Below are 14,730 nucleotides of genomic sequence, written 5' to 3'. Positions count from 1 at the left end.
GAGCCTGTAGCGGAAAAAGGGTTGGTATAGGTTGAATCAGGGCCAGAGAAGCGGCTTGTAAATCCAACCGACAGTGCCGCCGCTGTGACGCACCTGCAACCATTTCCCCTTTTCACCAATTTTCTTCATGATAACTCCCCGCTCCACGTCGGCAACAACAGGACTCGTTGTGGAAGGCCCGGATCGCATATTGACACTTTCTTTGGCATTGATAATTACAGTGTCGTTTTTACCAATAAGCGAATTGTGTATCCAGCCGCTGTCTCCCTCAAAATCAGAGATTTTGGCCCATTCACCACTACGTTGCGTAACCTTTAGGGGGTAGCCGGCAAAAAGTTCCATATAGACCGGGTTTTTTGTACTGGGCCCGGTTCTGACATTCACATTGTCCTTGTTTACAGATACATATTCGGCAGCATAAGCCGGAACTGCCATATACACGCCAAGACTTCCGGCAACAATTATTGAACGTAAAGCACTACGTAAAGACATATATTGGTCCTGATAGGTTCTGATTTTGCAGATTTTAGGTTTGAAATCTTTGTTTCGAGCATGGTTCTTCTATAGCATTTTAGCTGGTGGAAGTCAAATATCAAGAGGTTCAAAACGAAGGCGATAAAAGAACAGCAGAACTTCTCATGACATAAAGCAACCGTTCGATATGTTAATAAAATGAAAGCGTTGCTGCGTTGCTGTCCATAATGGTTGGCAGGCCAAGCGGCAATGTGAGATTGTTGTTGAAATGACCTATTGGGCAGTTCCCCCAGACAGGGAAGGGGGTGTTGCTGGTAAGCTCCAGGACTCTGGTCCAGATTGCCTCTGTATACCTCAATTTACTTATGGTATCAAATTTCTCATCCATGCCGAAATCGCCGATAAGGAGCCCCCTGACCCCTTCAAGTTTACCTGAAAGAGCCAACTGGGTAAGCATCCTGTCGATTTTGTAGAGAGGCTCATTGATATCTTCAATAAAGAGAATTGCTTCCTTCCAGCTGGGATCGTAAGGGGTGCCAATCATTGCCATGAGGGAGCTGAGATTCCCTCCGACAAGTATGCCCCTGACCTCGTCGCCGCCCCTCACTATCTCTACATCACCTACCTGTAAACCTTTTCTGAAGTTACCTGTCAGTGAGTAGTACAACCTCTCCAGGGCGGTATTGGTGCAATCAGGAAGTGATGTGACCACCGGGCCATGAAAACAGAGGAGGTTAGCCTGCGCAAAAATCTGGTTGAGCAGAATGGTGAGGTCAGAAAATCCGATAACAGGTTTAGGATTTTTGCGAAACTGTGAAAAATCAAGATGAGCTAGAGTCCTCAGGCATCCATAACCGCCACGGGCCGCCATGACAGCCTTAACCTCTGGCGAAGCTACCATGCGCATCAATTCGCCAGCCCTGTTTACATCGGTATCTGCAAGATAACCGGGGCCAGGCCAGAGCTCACGAGGGAATACTGGCTCAAAGCCCATCTCACGCAGGATACGAATCCCTTTCTCAAAGCGCGCCTGTTCGACTACTCGACCCGCAGGAGCGACAATGCCTATAATGTCACCTTTTTCAAGGGCGGATGGAACAAGAGGCTTGGCCATCTAACTACCAACCTTTTCCTCAAAAATAATCTTGAGGCCTTCAAGGGTAAGTAAGGGGTCCACATGTTGTATCGACTGCGTCGCAGGAGCAATAATTGATGCCATCCCACCTGTGGCGACAACTTCCATTTCACCGCTATCTGAACCTGTCATCTCCTTGCGGATTCGCTGGATAACTCCATCAATCATCCCTCCATAACCGTAGACAATACCGCTTGTCATTGCCTCAACTGTTGATTTGCCAATTGCTGAATCGGGTTTTTTGGAAATATCTATGTGGGGTAACTTGGCCGTTCGTGACGACAGGGCGTCGAGTGATATTGCAATACCTGGGAGAATAGCGCCACCTAAGTATTCACAACTGCCACTAACGCAGTCAAAGGTTATAGCTGTTCCAAAATCTATGACGACAACCGGCTTCTTGAATCGCCTGAAGGCTGCTATACCATTGACTAAACGGTCCGCACCCACCTCACCAGGGTTGGCCAGGCGAATGGAAATCATATCCTTCACGCTGTCGGCAGAAACCACAAATATTTTCTTTTGCAAATGGGTGAAAAAATATTTTGAACAACAGGAAACCCACGCCGATTCAAGACTAGGCACAACACTTGCCAGCACCACACCACTCACTTCCGTGGTGTTTATACCTGTCATGGAAAACAGGGAGTGGTAGTGAACACCTATTTCATCATCTGTCTTGGCCCGGTCTGACTTGAGGCGCCATTGGCCCCTAAGCCTGTCACCCTCATACAGACCTGTAACCGTATGTGAATTGCCTACATCGATAACAAGTAACATCAATGGTACCTCTGGCTAGAAGTGGTAAAAAGAATTATATTTTTTGAGCTGCACAATAGAAACACAGCAAAACCAAACAACAATCTATCAGGATATCCGCAAATGGACAAACCTCTTATAGTACAAACGACTGTCGAAACCAAACAAAATGGTCAGCAGCTGGCAGATTCGCTGCTGCGAAAAAGACTTGCGGCCTGTTGCCAGATTTCAGGGCCCATAGAAAGCCGTTACTGGTGGCAAGGCGAAATTGAGCATTCACCCGAATATCTGCTCAGCCTTAAAACATTTTCATCTTTATTTGTCAAAGTGGAGCAACTGATTGCAGAAGAGCACCCCTATGACGTTCCGGAAATTATAGCCATGGAAATAACCAACATCAGTGCGTCCTACCGTAACTGGATGAAGGAGGAGCTGCAATCGTGAGTGGGAAGGCGAAGGGGTACAGGAAGAGAAAAATTGGTGAATATCGATGTCATTGCTGCAAAGAAGAAAAGAGTTTCTGTTGGAGTTGCCCCTGTGGTTTCATGATTTGCGTAGAGTGTTTTGAAGAAAACAAATGGGGGATCAGCAATGGTCCGACTTGGATTTGCCCGGATTGTGAAAGGGTCAGAATGATGTGAAGGCACTTCATGGTTAATTGGATGACAATACAACTACTTGTGTGATGTGCGCATGACTGCGCATTATCAATGATGGGCTGCCGACAGGGAGAGGCAGAGTATGGACCAGCGGCTTATGATGGCTGTTGCTAATTGAACTTAAATGAAATAGTATACGATCCAGACTCATAACGATCAACCCTGTGGCAGACCTCAAAAAATGAACGTACCTACCCATAATTACGACGAAAGCAAGATCAAAACGCTAAGCTCCCTTGAGCATATCCGCAAACGACCGGGTATGTACATAGGGCGTCTTGGTGATGGCTCAAACCAGGATGACGGTATCTATATTCTACTTAAGGAAATTGTTGATAATGCCGTCGACGAATTCATCATGGGGGCAGGAAAACGTGTCGATGTCCACATCAGTGATGACGGCAGGGTTCATGTCCGGGATTATGGCAGGGGGATACCGTTAGGGAAAATCGTTGATTGTGTCTCAGTAATTAATACTGGAGCAAAGTACAATACAGATGTTTTCCAATTTTCTGTCGGCTTGAACGGTGTTGGCACAAAGGCTGTTAACGCCTTATCTGAAGACTTTGTCGTAACTGCCTATCGTGACGGCAATTTCTCGTCAGCTCAATTTTCCAAGGGGATCCTCAAGGAACAGACCGAAGGAGAGTCCGAAGAAAAAAACGGTACCAGTATCGACTTCCTTCCCGACTCGGAAATGTTCGGAGAATTCTCCTTTGATAATGAGTTTATTGAAAAGAGAATGTGGCGATATGCCTACCTTAACGCCGGACTCAAACTGTTTCTCAATAAGAAACAGTACTATTCTGCAAACGGACTTCTTGATCTTTTAGACAAGGAACTAAACGGCGACAACATCTACGACCCCATTTACTATAAGGATTCCACCCTCGAGTTCGCATTCTCCCATATCGACAGTTACGGTGAAAACTATTACACATTCGTCAATGGCACTTACACCAGCGAAGGAGGTACCCACCTTTCGGCATTTCGCGAAGGAATCCTGAAGGGGATAAATGAGTTTTCAAATAAAAAATTTGTTAATACAGACGTCAGGGACGGCATAGTCGGCACCCTGGCAATAAAAGTCAAGGAGCCGGTTTTTGAGTCGCAAACCAAGAACAAACTTGGCAACACCGAGGTCCGATCCTGGATTGTCGGCAAGGTCAAGGACGCAGTTTCAGACACCCTTTACAAAAAATCAGAATCTGCCGAACGATTGATTGAGAAAATTCTGCGTAACGAGAAGGTGCGCAAGGAATTGCAATCAGTCCGAAAGGAAGCGCGTGCGAAGGCTCGAAAAGTCGCATTCAAGATCCCTCAGCTTAAGGATTGCAAATACCACCCGTCAAAAGGCAAACCCTCCAAGGATGGGCGGGAGAATATGATATTTATCACCGAAGGGCAGTCTGCCGCCGGTTCGATTGTATCGTCGAGAGATCCGCTCACGCAGGCTGTATTCTCCCTTAAAGGTAAGCCAATGAATGTGCTTGGCCAAAAACTGGCCATACTTTACAAAAACGAAGAGATGTATTCACTTATGCGTGCGCTTGATGTTGAAGATTCCATCGGCAATCTGCGATACGACAAAGTCATCCTTGCAACTGATGCCGATGTGGACGGCCTGCACATCAGAAACTTGCTGCTCACCTTCTTTCTTCACTACTTCGAGCCGCTGGTGAAGTTGGGACACATCTACATCCTTGAGACACCAATCTTTCGTGTTCGAAACAGGAAGGAAACATTTTACTGCTACTCAGAGCAGGAAAAGGTGAGTGCGACCAAGAAGTTACAGGGCAGAGGGAAACGAAAACTCAACGTCGAGACAACGCGATTCAAGGGACTGGGTGAAATTTCCCCAAAAGAGTTTAAACAATTTATTTCCGGCGAGATTCGACTGCGAAGTGTCACCCTGGACTCATTGAGTGAGGTCAGCAAGGTACTCTCCTTTTACATGGGCAAAAACACGCCGGAGAGAAAACAATACATTATGGAGAACCTTGTGCCTGTCGAGTAGGATATTGCTGGATTTTTCTTAATGTTAATTATAAACAATCTTCCCTAAAGTGTTATTTTTGAATGGAACCATCAACTGGTAAGCTGCACAAACTTTTCGACGAAAACTTCCTGGAATACACCTCATACGTTATCCGTGAACGCGCCATACCCGCCATCGAAGACGGACTGAAACCTGTACAGCGACGCATCCTTCAAACATTGTTCAACATGGAAGATGGTCGTTTCCACAAGGTTGCAAATGTAGTTGGCGAGACAATGAAGCTTCATCCGCACGGCGACGCATCCATCTTTGCAGCACTGGTCAACCTGGCAAACAAAGGCTACCTGATTAACAGGCAGGGTAATTTTGGCAACATTTACACCGGCGACCAGGCTTCTGCTGCCAGATACATCGAGTGCCGCCTCTCGCCACTTGCCAAGGAGGTGCTCTTCAAGAATGAGCTTACTGAGTTCATCGATTCGTATGATGGCAGAATGGTGGAACCTGTCACTCTGCCTGCAAAAATCCCAATACTGCTACTGCAGGGGGCCGAGGGTATTGCCGTAGGCATGGCCACGAAAATCATGCCGCATAATTTTTGCGAACTCCTGCAGGCGCAACAGGCCATTCTGCGTGACGAAGAATTTATTCTTTATCCGGATTTCCCTCAAAAGGGATTTGTCGACGTAACCAGCTATGAAGACGGCAATGGGAAAATCCGCTGCCGCGCCCGCATTGAAGAAAAAAATGACAAAACCATCACAATTAAGGAAATCCCATACAACACAACAACCCAGTCTCTCATTGAATCAGTTGAAAAGGCTGCCAAGTCCGGGAAGATAAAAATCATCTCTATCAACGACTACACTGCTGAAGAGGTGGAGATAGAGATAAAGCTGGCTCGGGGAATCTATGCCGGCGACACTATCAAGGCGCTGTACGCCTTCACGGATTGCGAGATCTCCATATCACCAAACCTGACACTTATCCAAGGTGACCACCCGGCCACAATGTCTGTTTCAGAAGTTCTGAGGCAAAACACCACTAAGTTGGTCGCCGACCTGACTCGCGAACTTGAAATTGACCTGTCCCGACTGCAAGAGAAACTGCATGCTCGCATACTTGAGCAAATATTCATCGAGGAGCGACTGTATAAAAACATCGAAGAACAAAAGACATACAAGGCAGTCGTAGAATCTGTCGAGGTTGCACTGAAACCATTCTCAAAGGAACTAATCCGACCTGTTACACTTGAAGATATAGAAAGATTACTGGAGATAAAGATAAAGCGAATTTCCCGTTTCGACATTAACAAACAGCAAAAAGAGATCCGCGCAATCGGGAAAGATATAAAAACGATTGAAAAATCACTAAAGGATATGATTGGCTACACCATCTCATATCTCGACGGACTCCTTGAAAAATATGGCGCACGGTATCCGCGGCGAACCGAGATAAAATCCTTTAAGGAGGTGAGTGTCAGGAAAGTCGCAATCTCAAACCTCGCTGTTGGTTATGACAGCGCAACTGGCTTTCTTGGACACCAGGTCAAACCTAACGAAACAGGTGAAGATCTTACTGTAAGTTGCTCTGAATACGATCGACTTATCCTTATTTACGCCACCGGCAAATACAAGATCATACCTATTGTCGAAAAGCTTTTTGTTGGCTACGACATACAGTGGTTTGGAAAGGTGAGCAAGAACCTGATTTTCAATATCGCCTACAGGGACGGGCGCGAGAACCTGGTTTACATTAAGCGATTTAAAATGCCTTCCTTTATAATGGAAAAGGAATATGAACTTTTCCCACCCCACAAGCGCTCAAGAATCCTGCTGCTCCTGTTTGGCAATGAGAGGCACGCCCGCGTCAACCTGATGCCATCACCGCGAGCAAAAACCAATATAATCGATATCGATTTCGATGAGTACCTGATCAAGGGAGCTGCAGCCAAGGGCAAGAGGTTGTCAAATAGAGTTGTTCGCAGGATTTACGAAACAACCGAGAAGGTACAGGAGGAGAAGAAGAAGAACCTCAGTCTGCCCGGACTCGAAACTAAAGAGGAAGCCACTGATGCCGATACGGGTCAACAGCAACTTCCAGACACAGAAGGGGAGGGTGGCTCCTCCGAATAGGGCTGTGATTTATTTCATGCGGGCCAGCTTGCCTTTTAACGAGTGCTGACCGGCATGATATATCTCGGCATCAACCAAATCTCCAGGCCTCAAGATTCTACCCAACGTGTCATCCACATGAACGATGTGATTTGTGACTGTTCGGCCTTTTAACGCTTTCCCGCTAGCACTCTCAACAAGAACTTCCCTTATCGTTCCGACATACTCCCTATTTCGGTCAAGGCTTATCTCGTCCTGGCGATCCTGAAATCTCATCAACCTCTCTTTTTTGACATTCTCATCGACCTTGTCATTGAATTTTTCAGCTGCCGTGCCGGGACGATCAGAGTATTTAAAGGAGAAGGAACCATGATAGCGGACCCTTTCCAGGACACCCATTGTCTCTTCAAAATCCTTGTCAGTCTCCCCGGGGAACCCAACGATAATGTCAGTACTCAGGGCGATGTCCGGGCAATACTCCCTGAGCTGCTCAACGAGTTCAAGGTAGCGGGCTATGGAGTACTTCCTGTTCATCCTCTTGAGCACTTTATCTGAGCCAGCCTGTACCGGCAGGTGAAACTGGGGGCACAGGTTGGGAATGTCGCGAAAACACTTCATTAAATCATCAGATAAATCTTTAGGATTCGAGGTGGTGAACCGCAAACGTTGCAATCCTTCCAGGTGGGCAATCTCATGGAGTAATTCTGCAAAAGAAAAGGGGGCGCCATCGCTTGTCACAATATTAGTCTGCCCATACGAATTAACATTTTGACCAAGCAAGGTTATTTCCTTTATGCCACTTTCAAGCAATACGCGAATTTCGCCCTTTATGTCCTTAACATTGCGGGACACTTCCCGACCCCTCGTGTGGGGAACAACGCAATATGCACAGAAATTATTGCAACCCTGCATTATGGTAACAAATTTCCGGAAAATTGAAGGCGAGTCACCCTTTCCCGTATAAGCAGCGCCCATTGCCTGGTCGGGTAAAAAAACAGGGATGGTGTAATCTTTTTCCATTGAAATTGCGATATATCCAGGGTTTTTCCTGGCATGTTCCAGCAAATGATCAATCTGGTAAATGTTCTGGGTACCCACCACAAGGTCAACGTGCTCCATTCTCTCAACAAGCTTTTCACCTTCTTGCTGAGCGACACACCCTGCAACGCAAACTTGCATTTCAGGGTGCCGTTTCTTTTGTTTTCGCAATAAACCCAGCAGGCTCATTACCTTCTGCTCAGCTTTTGCCCTTATGGAGCAGGTATTGAGTATGACCAGGTCAGCGCTTTCCATCTCCATGGTCTCAACGTAACCTGAACCAGCTAGCGCCTGAGACATGATCTCGGAGTCACGCTCATTCATCTGACAACCGAAAGTTTTTATAAAGTACGAATACTGTTTCATCTATAACAACGGATAATATTTTATTTTAAGAGACAAATTATAACAATCTGCCAGCTATGCTCTTGAGCAACTTAAACATTTCACTCTCGAGACCACTTGAATACCTGAGCCGAACAACTCCTTTTTTCATATCGACACTAGAGAGAATAGCTAAATTGTCATACCCCTCTAAGATAAACTTAAGGTAGTGGAAAGAGTCAGGCGCAATGCGCAGATAAAGATTTTTCATGAAGTAGTATCGAGCTATACGCTAAGTGACGCATCGACCTTTGACATTTTGCCCCTATTTTCCTTCAAAAGTGGGTACACTATTTCACTCAAGAATTCTTCAGTCTGCTGACTGGCTCGTCCGGTAAACTGAGTGTAGTCACTTATCATCTCTTTGAGTTCCGAGTGATTAAAAGGGATCCTGCTGTCATCGCCAATTCGGACAAGTAAATCATTTTCTTTACCTTCTTCCTTAACAACTTTGCCTGCTGCAACAGAATGCTCCTTAACAACTTCATGCATCTCCTGGCGACTTTCGCCTTTTTCTACGGCTTCCATTAAAATTTTTTCGGTAGCCATGAACGGCAATTCAGCATTGAGTTGACGTTCTATTTGTTTAGGATAAACAACCATATCTGACGTTATGTTGATAAAAAGCTTCAATATTGCATCTGTGAGCAAAAAAGCCTGCGGAATATCCATCCTCCGAATGGCAGAATCATCAAGCGTCCTCTCAAACCACTGATTGGAGTAGGTCGCTGAAAAGTCAACTACCAGCCCCATGAGCTTTCTGGACAATCCGGTCATCCTCTCTGAGCGCATAGGGTTACGCTTATACGCCATGGCAGAGGAGCCAGTCTGATTTTTAGCAAAGGGCTCTTCTTGAACCTTCAAGTTGGAAAGAAGCCGTAAATCAACTGCAAACTTATGAGCCGTCGATCCAACCCCTGCAAGCGTTTCGGCAAGTTTCATATCAAGCTTTCGGCTGTACGTTTGCCCGGTAACGGGAATAGGGGAGAGGAACCCTAGTTTTTCAGAAACAAGCTGGTCAAGCTGGCGGACCTTTTGATGATCCCCCTTGAAAAGTTCAATAAAAGTGGCCTGGGTTCCGACTGTCCCCTTGGCACCTCGAGCTTTAATGTTTGATATGAGAAAATCAACATACTGTAGATCTGTAAGCAAATCCTGAATATACAGGGTGTTTCTTTTTCCGACAGTTGTGGGCTGTGCCGGTTGATAATGCGTATAACCAAGCGTTGGGAGGCCTTTATGCTTCTCGCAAAAGCTCGCAAGGTTTTCTATAGCCTGAAGCAGCCCGTTACGAACAAGCTGAAGGGCATCCTTCTGAATCATCAGGTCCGTATTGCACACGACAAACTGAGAGGTTGCACCCAAATGAATAATTCCGGCGGCCAAAGGACACTTGGTCCCGAATTCAAATACATGGGCCATGACATCGTGGCGTATTTCTTTTTCTTTTTCAGCAGCCAGGTCATAATCAATATTGTCAGCATTTGCCTTCATCTCTTCAATCATTGAAGAAGTGACGAGATCATCAAGGCCCAGTTCATGCTGAGCCTCTGCAAGGGCAATCCAGCACTTTCTCCAGGCGGTGAATTTGGTTTTTTCTGAAAAAAGTTCCTGCATCTCCCTGCTGGTGTAACGACTCACAAGGGGCTCTTGGTATATTTCTCTATTTATCACGTAATGTACCTCTCAATATGATCTCTTATTATGTTGTAAAAGCTTAATTCTCGAAAGAGCCTGACAGTATACCATTTTTTCAGGGAATTAAAACATCCTTCACCAGACAGGTAACACAAGGCCAGAATCCAAAGTCGATGCAACTATGTAGAACCAAGGCCCCGGGCCTGCGATTCACATCATTAATACAATGTCGCATAATGTATATTATGTATATATATATTATACGTAGTGTATTCAACTAGATAGCTTGGTCCCAATCCAAGTCTTTCTCTTACTGGCAAATGCATTGCCCTACGCAAGCAGTCCCCTCGGCAACCTTGGTGTGAATTGAAAAATGAGAGAATGGATTTTTCAAAAATAGAATTCCCCACTCAGGAAGAGTTGGAGATTCTAGACTGAAACAGAAATAACCCTTACCTGCCAGGTCTCTTTATTCCTGAACCTGTTAATCATTGGTGTGAAATAAAACTCCTGTTTCCTGCTGGCCCGAATATCAGCAGCCATGCCACCAAGACCAAAGCCGATAGCCCTGTGGTTGGCATACTTACCCCTCAGGACCATTTGCAGATGCTGATTATCTGAGCCAATCGCCTTGCAGCTGACAATCGAGGCCTGGCGATCCAGAAAAACCGGCTTCTCATTTTCTGGCCCAAACGGTTCCATGAGCGAGAAATATTTCAGGAACTCATCATCCATCACATCGTCAATTGAGCATTCCACATCATGGGAAGCTTGTATCAATTCTGAAAGATTACGTTCTTTACTTGCAAGTTTAGCGTGTTCTTCAAACATTCTTGCAAAACTGTTGAAGTTTGTCTCTTCAACAGTTAAGCCGGCGGCCATCCCATGGCCACCGTATCGCGAGATTGCATCCGAGCAACCGTGCAAGCAATTAAGGATATTGACGCCGGGAATGGAGCGCCCTGAGCCTTTGTAGCGGAAGCACCCTCCAGGGTCACGCTCTCTGGCAAACACGATTGTGGGTTTTTTAAACTTCTCAACAATCCTGGAGGCAACAATGCCAATAATGCCAGCATGAAAATCACCAGACACTACAATTGAATATTTACCTATTAACAGACACCTATCATCATTATCTAGAGTCTTGTTGTAACATTCTTCGCACAGTTTCTTACGTTTTTCATTGTGCTTTTCAAGCTGTGACGACAAGGTTGCGCCTACGCTCATATTGTCGCAAACCATCAGGTCCACCGCAACGTTAGCCACCCCCAACCTGCCAGCAGCATTTATGCGTGGGCCCAGAGAAAAACTAATATCTTCGGAAGTTATTGTACCTCCCGATATTTCAGCATTTTCAAGCAAGGAGGCAATGCCGGGTATGCTGGAATCCGTCAATGCTTCAAAGCCTGCCTTTACCAGGATCCTGTTCGTCTCAGTCAGTTCCACAAGATCTGAGATCGTGCCGAGTGCCACAAAACCTAGATATTGCTTTAAGTTTGGACGCGGGCGGGACGAGAAGTATCCAACCTCAGATAAACGGGAACGAACAGCAACTGCCAGGAAAAAAGCAACACCTACACCAGCCAGCATCTCTCCATTAAATCCACATCCGGGCTGGTTCGGATTCACAACCACGCAGTCCGGTAAGCCACCAATCGGCATCTGGTGATGATCCGTAACTATGACTTCACAGCCAGCACTTGCAATTGTGCCCACTGCGTCCCTGTCGGAAATGCCGCAGTCAACCGTGATGAGCAAAGCACCACTATCTACTTCATTTTTAAATCTTTCCAGGAACCTGGGGCCACTTAAACCGTAACCCTCAGCAAGTCGGTTTGGTATATAATACTGAATTTCGACGCCTAGCTCCCTGAAGAAATTGACAAGCAAAGCCGTACCTGTCGTCCCGTCTACATCATAATCGCCCCAGACAATGATCTCGATATCGTTTTCAATTGCCCTGCATATTTTAGAAGCCGCAGAGCTTAGCCCTTTCATTGAAGAAGGGTGCGGTAAAGATTCAAGCCTCGGGTAAAGAAATTTCTCAAGGTCACCCGCTCCCTGAATGTTCCTCCGGGATAACAACTCCCTAATGAGCTCCGGGAGGTTTTGCATTCTGGCATTGCTGTTTTGCATTGTCTTAATTATTTACACTGTGCCATGATTTTCATTGAGCCATCCTCTTACTCTCTCTATTACTTTTCCATTGTCACGAAAATCAAACCACTCAATCCCTTCCATTTTTTTAAACCAGGTGTACTGGCGTTTTGCATACCGCCTCGTGTCTCTTGCCAGAAGTTCCATCATTTCCGACTTTGTCCAATCTCCTTTCAGATAGTGAATCATGTGTCGGTATCCGATAGACCCCATAGACTTCAACTCCTGCTTGTAGCCCATCTCAAGAAGAGATCGAACCTCTCCCTCAAGGCCTTGATCTATCATGAAATTTGTCCTCATGTTTATCCGTCTATACAGGAGTTCTCTCTCACAGGTGAGGCCGATAATAAGAATGCCCTGCCGACTGCCTGTTGTTGCGTCACCGCTTGCCTGTCTTGCCAGGTGGGTCGACCAGGGGACTCCTGTCGATTGAAATATCTCCAGGCCCCGAATTATTCTTGATGTGTCATTTGGGTGAACCCTTTCAGCGGATACATGATCACATAGCTGCAATTCTTCATGCAGGACATTAGCCCCTTCAGTTGCAACTCTATGCTTGAGTTGTTTGCGGATCTCCTGCTTTACTTGAATACCCTCAAAAAGCCCATCCTTGAATGACTTCAGATACAGGCCAGTGCCACCCACCATGAGCGGAATGCGACCTCGCTCGGTAATTTCATCCACCAAAACTGATGCGTCACGAACAAACCCGGCAGCATCGTAGTCCTCATCCGGATACAGGATATCGATCAAGTGGTGAGGCACCCCTTCCATTTCCTCAGAGGTGATCTTGGCCGTTCCTATGTCCATGAGCTTGTAGACCTGCATGGAATCAACCCCTATTATTTCGCAGTTAAACTCTTGAGCGATATCAATTGAGAGTGATGTTTTCCCAATAGCCGTCGGCCCAACGATAGCGACAACAGGTTGAGGAGGATGATTGTTGAATTCTTTTTGTGCCATTGTCTATTGAACCGTGAGATAAGGCCTGATACGTACCAGCTTTTCGGGTCCAATCCCGCTGATTGATAAAAGCTGATCAACGCTCCCCACCCTGCCCTCCTTTGTTCTGAATTCTAAAATCCTGGCGGCGATAGTGGGTCCAATTCCCGTAATGGTAGTAAGCATTTCCAAAGAAGCGTCATTAACACGTACCGGCATGAAAAAAAACGGTGTGTGGGCATGATTTACTTGAGATACCAGCGGAGTTTCCGAGAGATTTTGTGCAGTTGCAAGCAATAACTCTTTATTGCCAGACACGAGGTCTGCTTTGCCGCGATGCTGCGTTACCGGGATTCTTGCCTCAATTATGTCGCTAAAGTGAACAACAATACTAAGGAATAGAAGTAAAAAAACAAACACCAGTGCACCGGTTGTCTGATTGTGGGCCGTCCTGATCGTAGTGCGATTTTCTATTAACCTGCTCAAGACTGTCCCCTATTGTGAAAAGAGTAAGACGTGCATGCCAATATGCGGTTTCTTTTTTGCCGGAATCATATCATAACTCACCGCAGGCCGACATGGCACCGCAAAATTTAATTTTGCTTGTCTCGATTTGATTGAGCAGGTATATAACAAGTTTCCATCCTGAAATTGCCTTTTTGGGCCCAATTTCAGCGTTGCGACTGAAATTCTTATCCTCGTAATATCAAACATGTGCCTGTGGTGAAATTTTCAGACTCGCCTTGATCTTGAACAAAATGACTCGTTTTAGGATGAAAACTAACTAGATCCTCATGTTACTTCTCATTGCAGGTTTCAATTACAAAGAGATGAGACTGTTCTCTTTGCCGACCTTCGCCTGAAATGCGTGCGCCGAGACCTTAACCCTGCTTGCAGACATGTTCAATATATATTTGACTTAACGTATTAATAACAATGCTTAGTCCATCAAAATTCCATATCGTTCTTGTCGAACCCGAAATACCACCGAATACCGGCTCCATTGCTCGTCTTTGTGGTGCCACCAATAGTGTTCTTCACTTGATCCACCCACTTGGCTTTTCAACAGACGACAAGCACCTGAAGAGAGCGGGCCTGGATTACTGGAAACATGTTGACATTCATCACTGGGATGACCTGAACAGCTTTCTGCTTGAGGCAGATGAAAGAAAGCTTTATTTCTTAACAACTAAAACAGACGTACCATATACCACGGCGCAATACAGCCCTGGAGACATCATCGTTTTCGGTAAAGAAACAAAAGGCTTGCCTGAAGAAATTAGAACACTATATTCAGACAGGTGTTATACCATACCTATGGAAAATCCCAATATTCGCTCTATAAATCTTGCAATGGCTGCAGGCATTGTCCTTTACGAGGCACTGCGGCAGAACAACCAGTAATAGTAATTATCGAAACAAGGAGAAAAC

The 14,730-nt window shown here is 45.8% G+C and carries 13 protein-coding genes; 4 read left to right on the top strand and 9 right to left on the bottom strand.

The window, feature by feature from the left end; all coding sequences use genetic code 11:
• Positions 1–36 precede the first annotated feature (36 nt).
• The 3 genes from GA520_RS10210 to GA520_RS10200 all read right to left on the bottom strand — a co-directional run bounded on the left by GA520_RS10210 (position 37) and on the right by GA520_RS10200 (position 2,389).
• Positions 37–492 carry an SH3 domain-containing protein gene (locus GA520_RS10210; protein WP_163336706.1) on the bottom strand — a complete coding sequence of 152 codons (456 nt, stop codon included), beginning with the start codon at positions 490–492 and terminating at the stop codon, positions 37–39.
• A gap of 172 nt (positions 493–664) precedes the next feature.
• Complete coding sequence (locus GA520_RS10205) at positions 665–1,588, bottom strand: LD-carboxypeptidase (RefSeq protein ID WP_163336707.1); 924 nt, start codon at positions 1,586–1,588, stop codon at positions 665–667.
• Positions 1,589–2,389 (bottom strand): type III pantothenate kinase, encoded by an 801-nt coding sequence (locus GA520_RS10200; protein ID WP_163336708.1) that lies wholly within the window; start codon positions 2,387–2,389, stop codon positions 1,589–1,591. It abuts the gene before it with no gap.
• 102 nt (positions 2,390–2,491) lie between these two features.
• On the opposite strand from GA520_RS10200, the gene cutA reads away from it, so the two are divergent.
• The 3 genes from cutA (at position 2,492) to GA520_RS10185 (ending at position 7,161) form a co-directional block, all read left to right on the top strand.
• Positions 2,492–2,812: a divalent-cation tolerance protein CutA gene (cutA, locus tag GA520_RS10195; RefSeq protein WP_163336709.1), complete on the top strand. Its 321-nt coding sequence runs from the start codon at positions 2,492–2,494 to the stop codon at positions 2,810–2,812.
• A 396-nt stretch (positions 2,813–3,208) separates the two neighbouring features.
• Positions 3,209–5,044: a DNA topoisomerase IV subunit B gene (locus GA520_RS10190; RefSeq protein ID WP_163336710.1), complete on the top strand. Its 1,836-nt coding sequence runs from the start codon at positions 3,209–3,211 to the stop codon at positions 5,042–5,044.
• Positions 5,045–5,106: 62 nt separating this feature from the next.
• Positions 5,107–7,161, top strand: a complete 2,055-nt coding sequence (locus GA520_RS10185) for a DNA topoisomerase IV subunit A (RefSeq protein WP_163336711.1) — start codon at positions 5,107–5,109, stop codon at positions 7,159–7,161.
• Between the two features lie 9 nt (positions 7,162–7,170).
• Here GA520_RS10185 and miaB read toward each other — a convergent pair whose 3' ends face one another.
• From miaB to GA520_RS10160, 6 genes are all read right to left on the bottom strand, one after another.
• Positions 7,171–8,502, bottom strand: coding sequence for a tRNA (N6-isopentenyl adenosine(37)-C2)-methylthiotransferase MiaB (miaB, locus tag GA520_RS10180; RefSeq protein WP_240910069.1), 1,332 nt, complete (start codon positions 8,500–8,502; stop codon positions 7,171–7,173).
• A 79-nt stretch (positions 8,503–8,581) separates the two neighbouring features.
• A complete protein-coding gene (locus GA520_RS27135; RefSeq protein ID WP_163336713.1) occupies positions 8,582–8,773 on the bottom strand; it encodes a DUF4911 domain-containing protein in 192 nt (63 codons plus the stop codon).
• A 14-nt stretch (positions 8,774–8,787) separates the two neighbouring features.
• Positions 8,788–10,233, bottom strand: a complete 1,446-nt coding sequence (gene purB / locus GA520_RS10175) for an adenylosuccinate lyase (RefSeq protein WP_163336923.1) — start codon at positions 10,231–10,233, stop codon at positions 8,788–8,790.
• Between the two features lie 396 nt (positions 10,234–10,629).
• The gene (gene recJ, locus GA520_RS10170) at positions 10,630–12,315 is read right to left on the bottom strand and encodes a single-stranded-DNA-specific exonuclease RecJ (protein ID WP_163336714.1); all 1,686 of its coding nucleotides are present in this window, start codon (positions 12,313–12,315) and stop codon (positions 10,630–10,632) included.
• A 33-nt stretch (positions 12,316–12,348) separates the two neighbouring features.
• Entirely contained in the window at positions 12,349–13,320 is a 972-nt protein-coding gene (gene miaA, locus GA520_RS10165) for a tRNA (adenosine(37)-N6)-dimethylallyltransferase MiaA (RefSeq protein ID WP_163336715.1), read from the bottom strand.
• 3 nt (positions 13,321–13,323) lie between these two features.
• Positions 13,324–13,785, bottom strand: coding sequence for a helix-hairpin-helix domain-containing protein (locus GA520_RS10160; protein WP_163336716.1), 462 nt, complete (start codon positions 13,783–13,785; stop codon positions 13,324–13,326).
• A 450-nt stretch (positions 13,786–14,235) separates the two neighbouring features.
• On the opposite strand from GA520_RS10160, the gene GA520_RS10155 reads away from it, so the two are divergent.
• Positions 14,236–14,703, top strand: coding sequence for a tRNA (cytidine(34)-2'-O)-methyltransferase (locus tag GA520_RS10155; RefSeq protein ID WP_163336717.1), 468 nt, complete (start codon positions 14,236–14,238; stop codon positions 14,701–14,703).
• Positions 14,704–14,730 lie beyond the last annotated feature (27 nt).

Source organism: Desulfopila sp. IMCC35008, from assembly GCF_010646885.2.
Taxonomy (GTDB): domain Bacteria; phylum Desulfobacterota; class Desulfobulbia; order Desulfobulbales; family Desulfocapsaceae; genus Desulfopila.
Note: the sequence above shows the minus strand (reverse complement) of the source record. Positions and strands in the feature narration are given on the sequence as shown.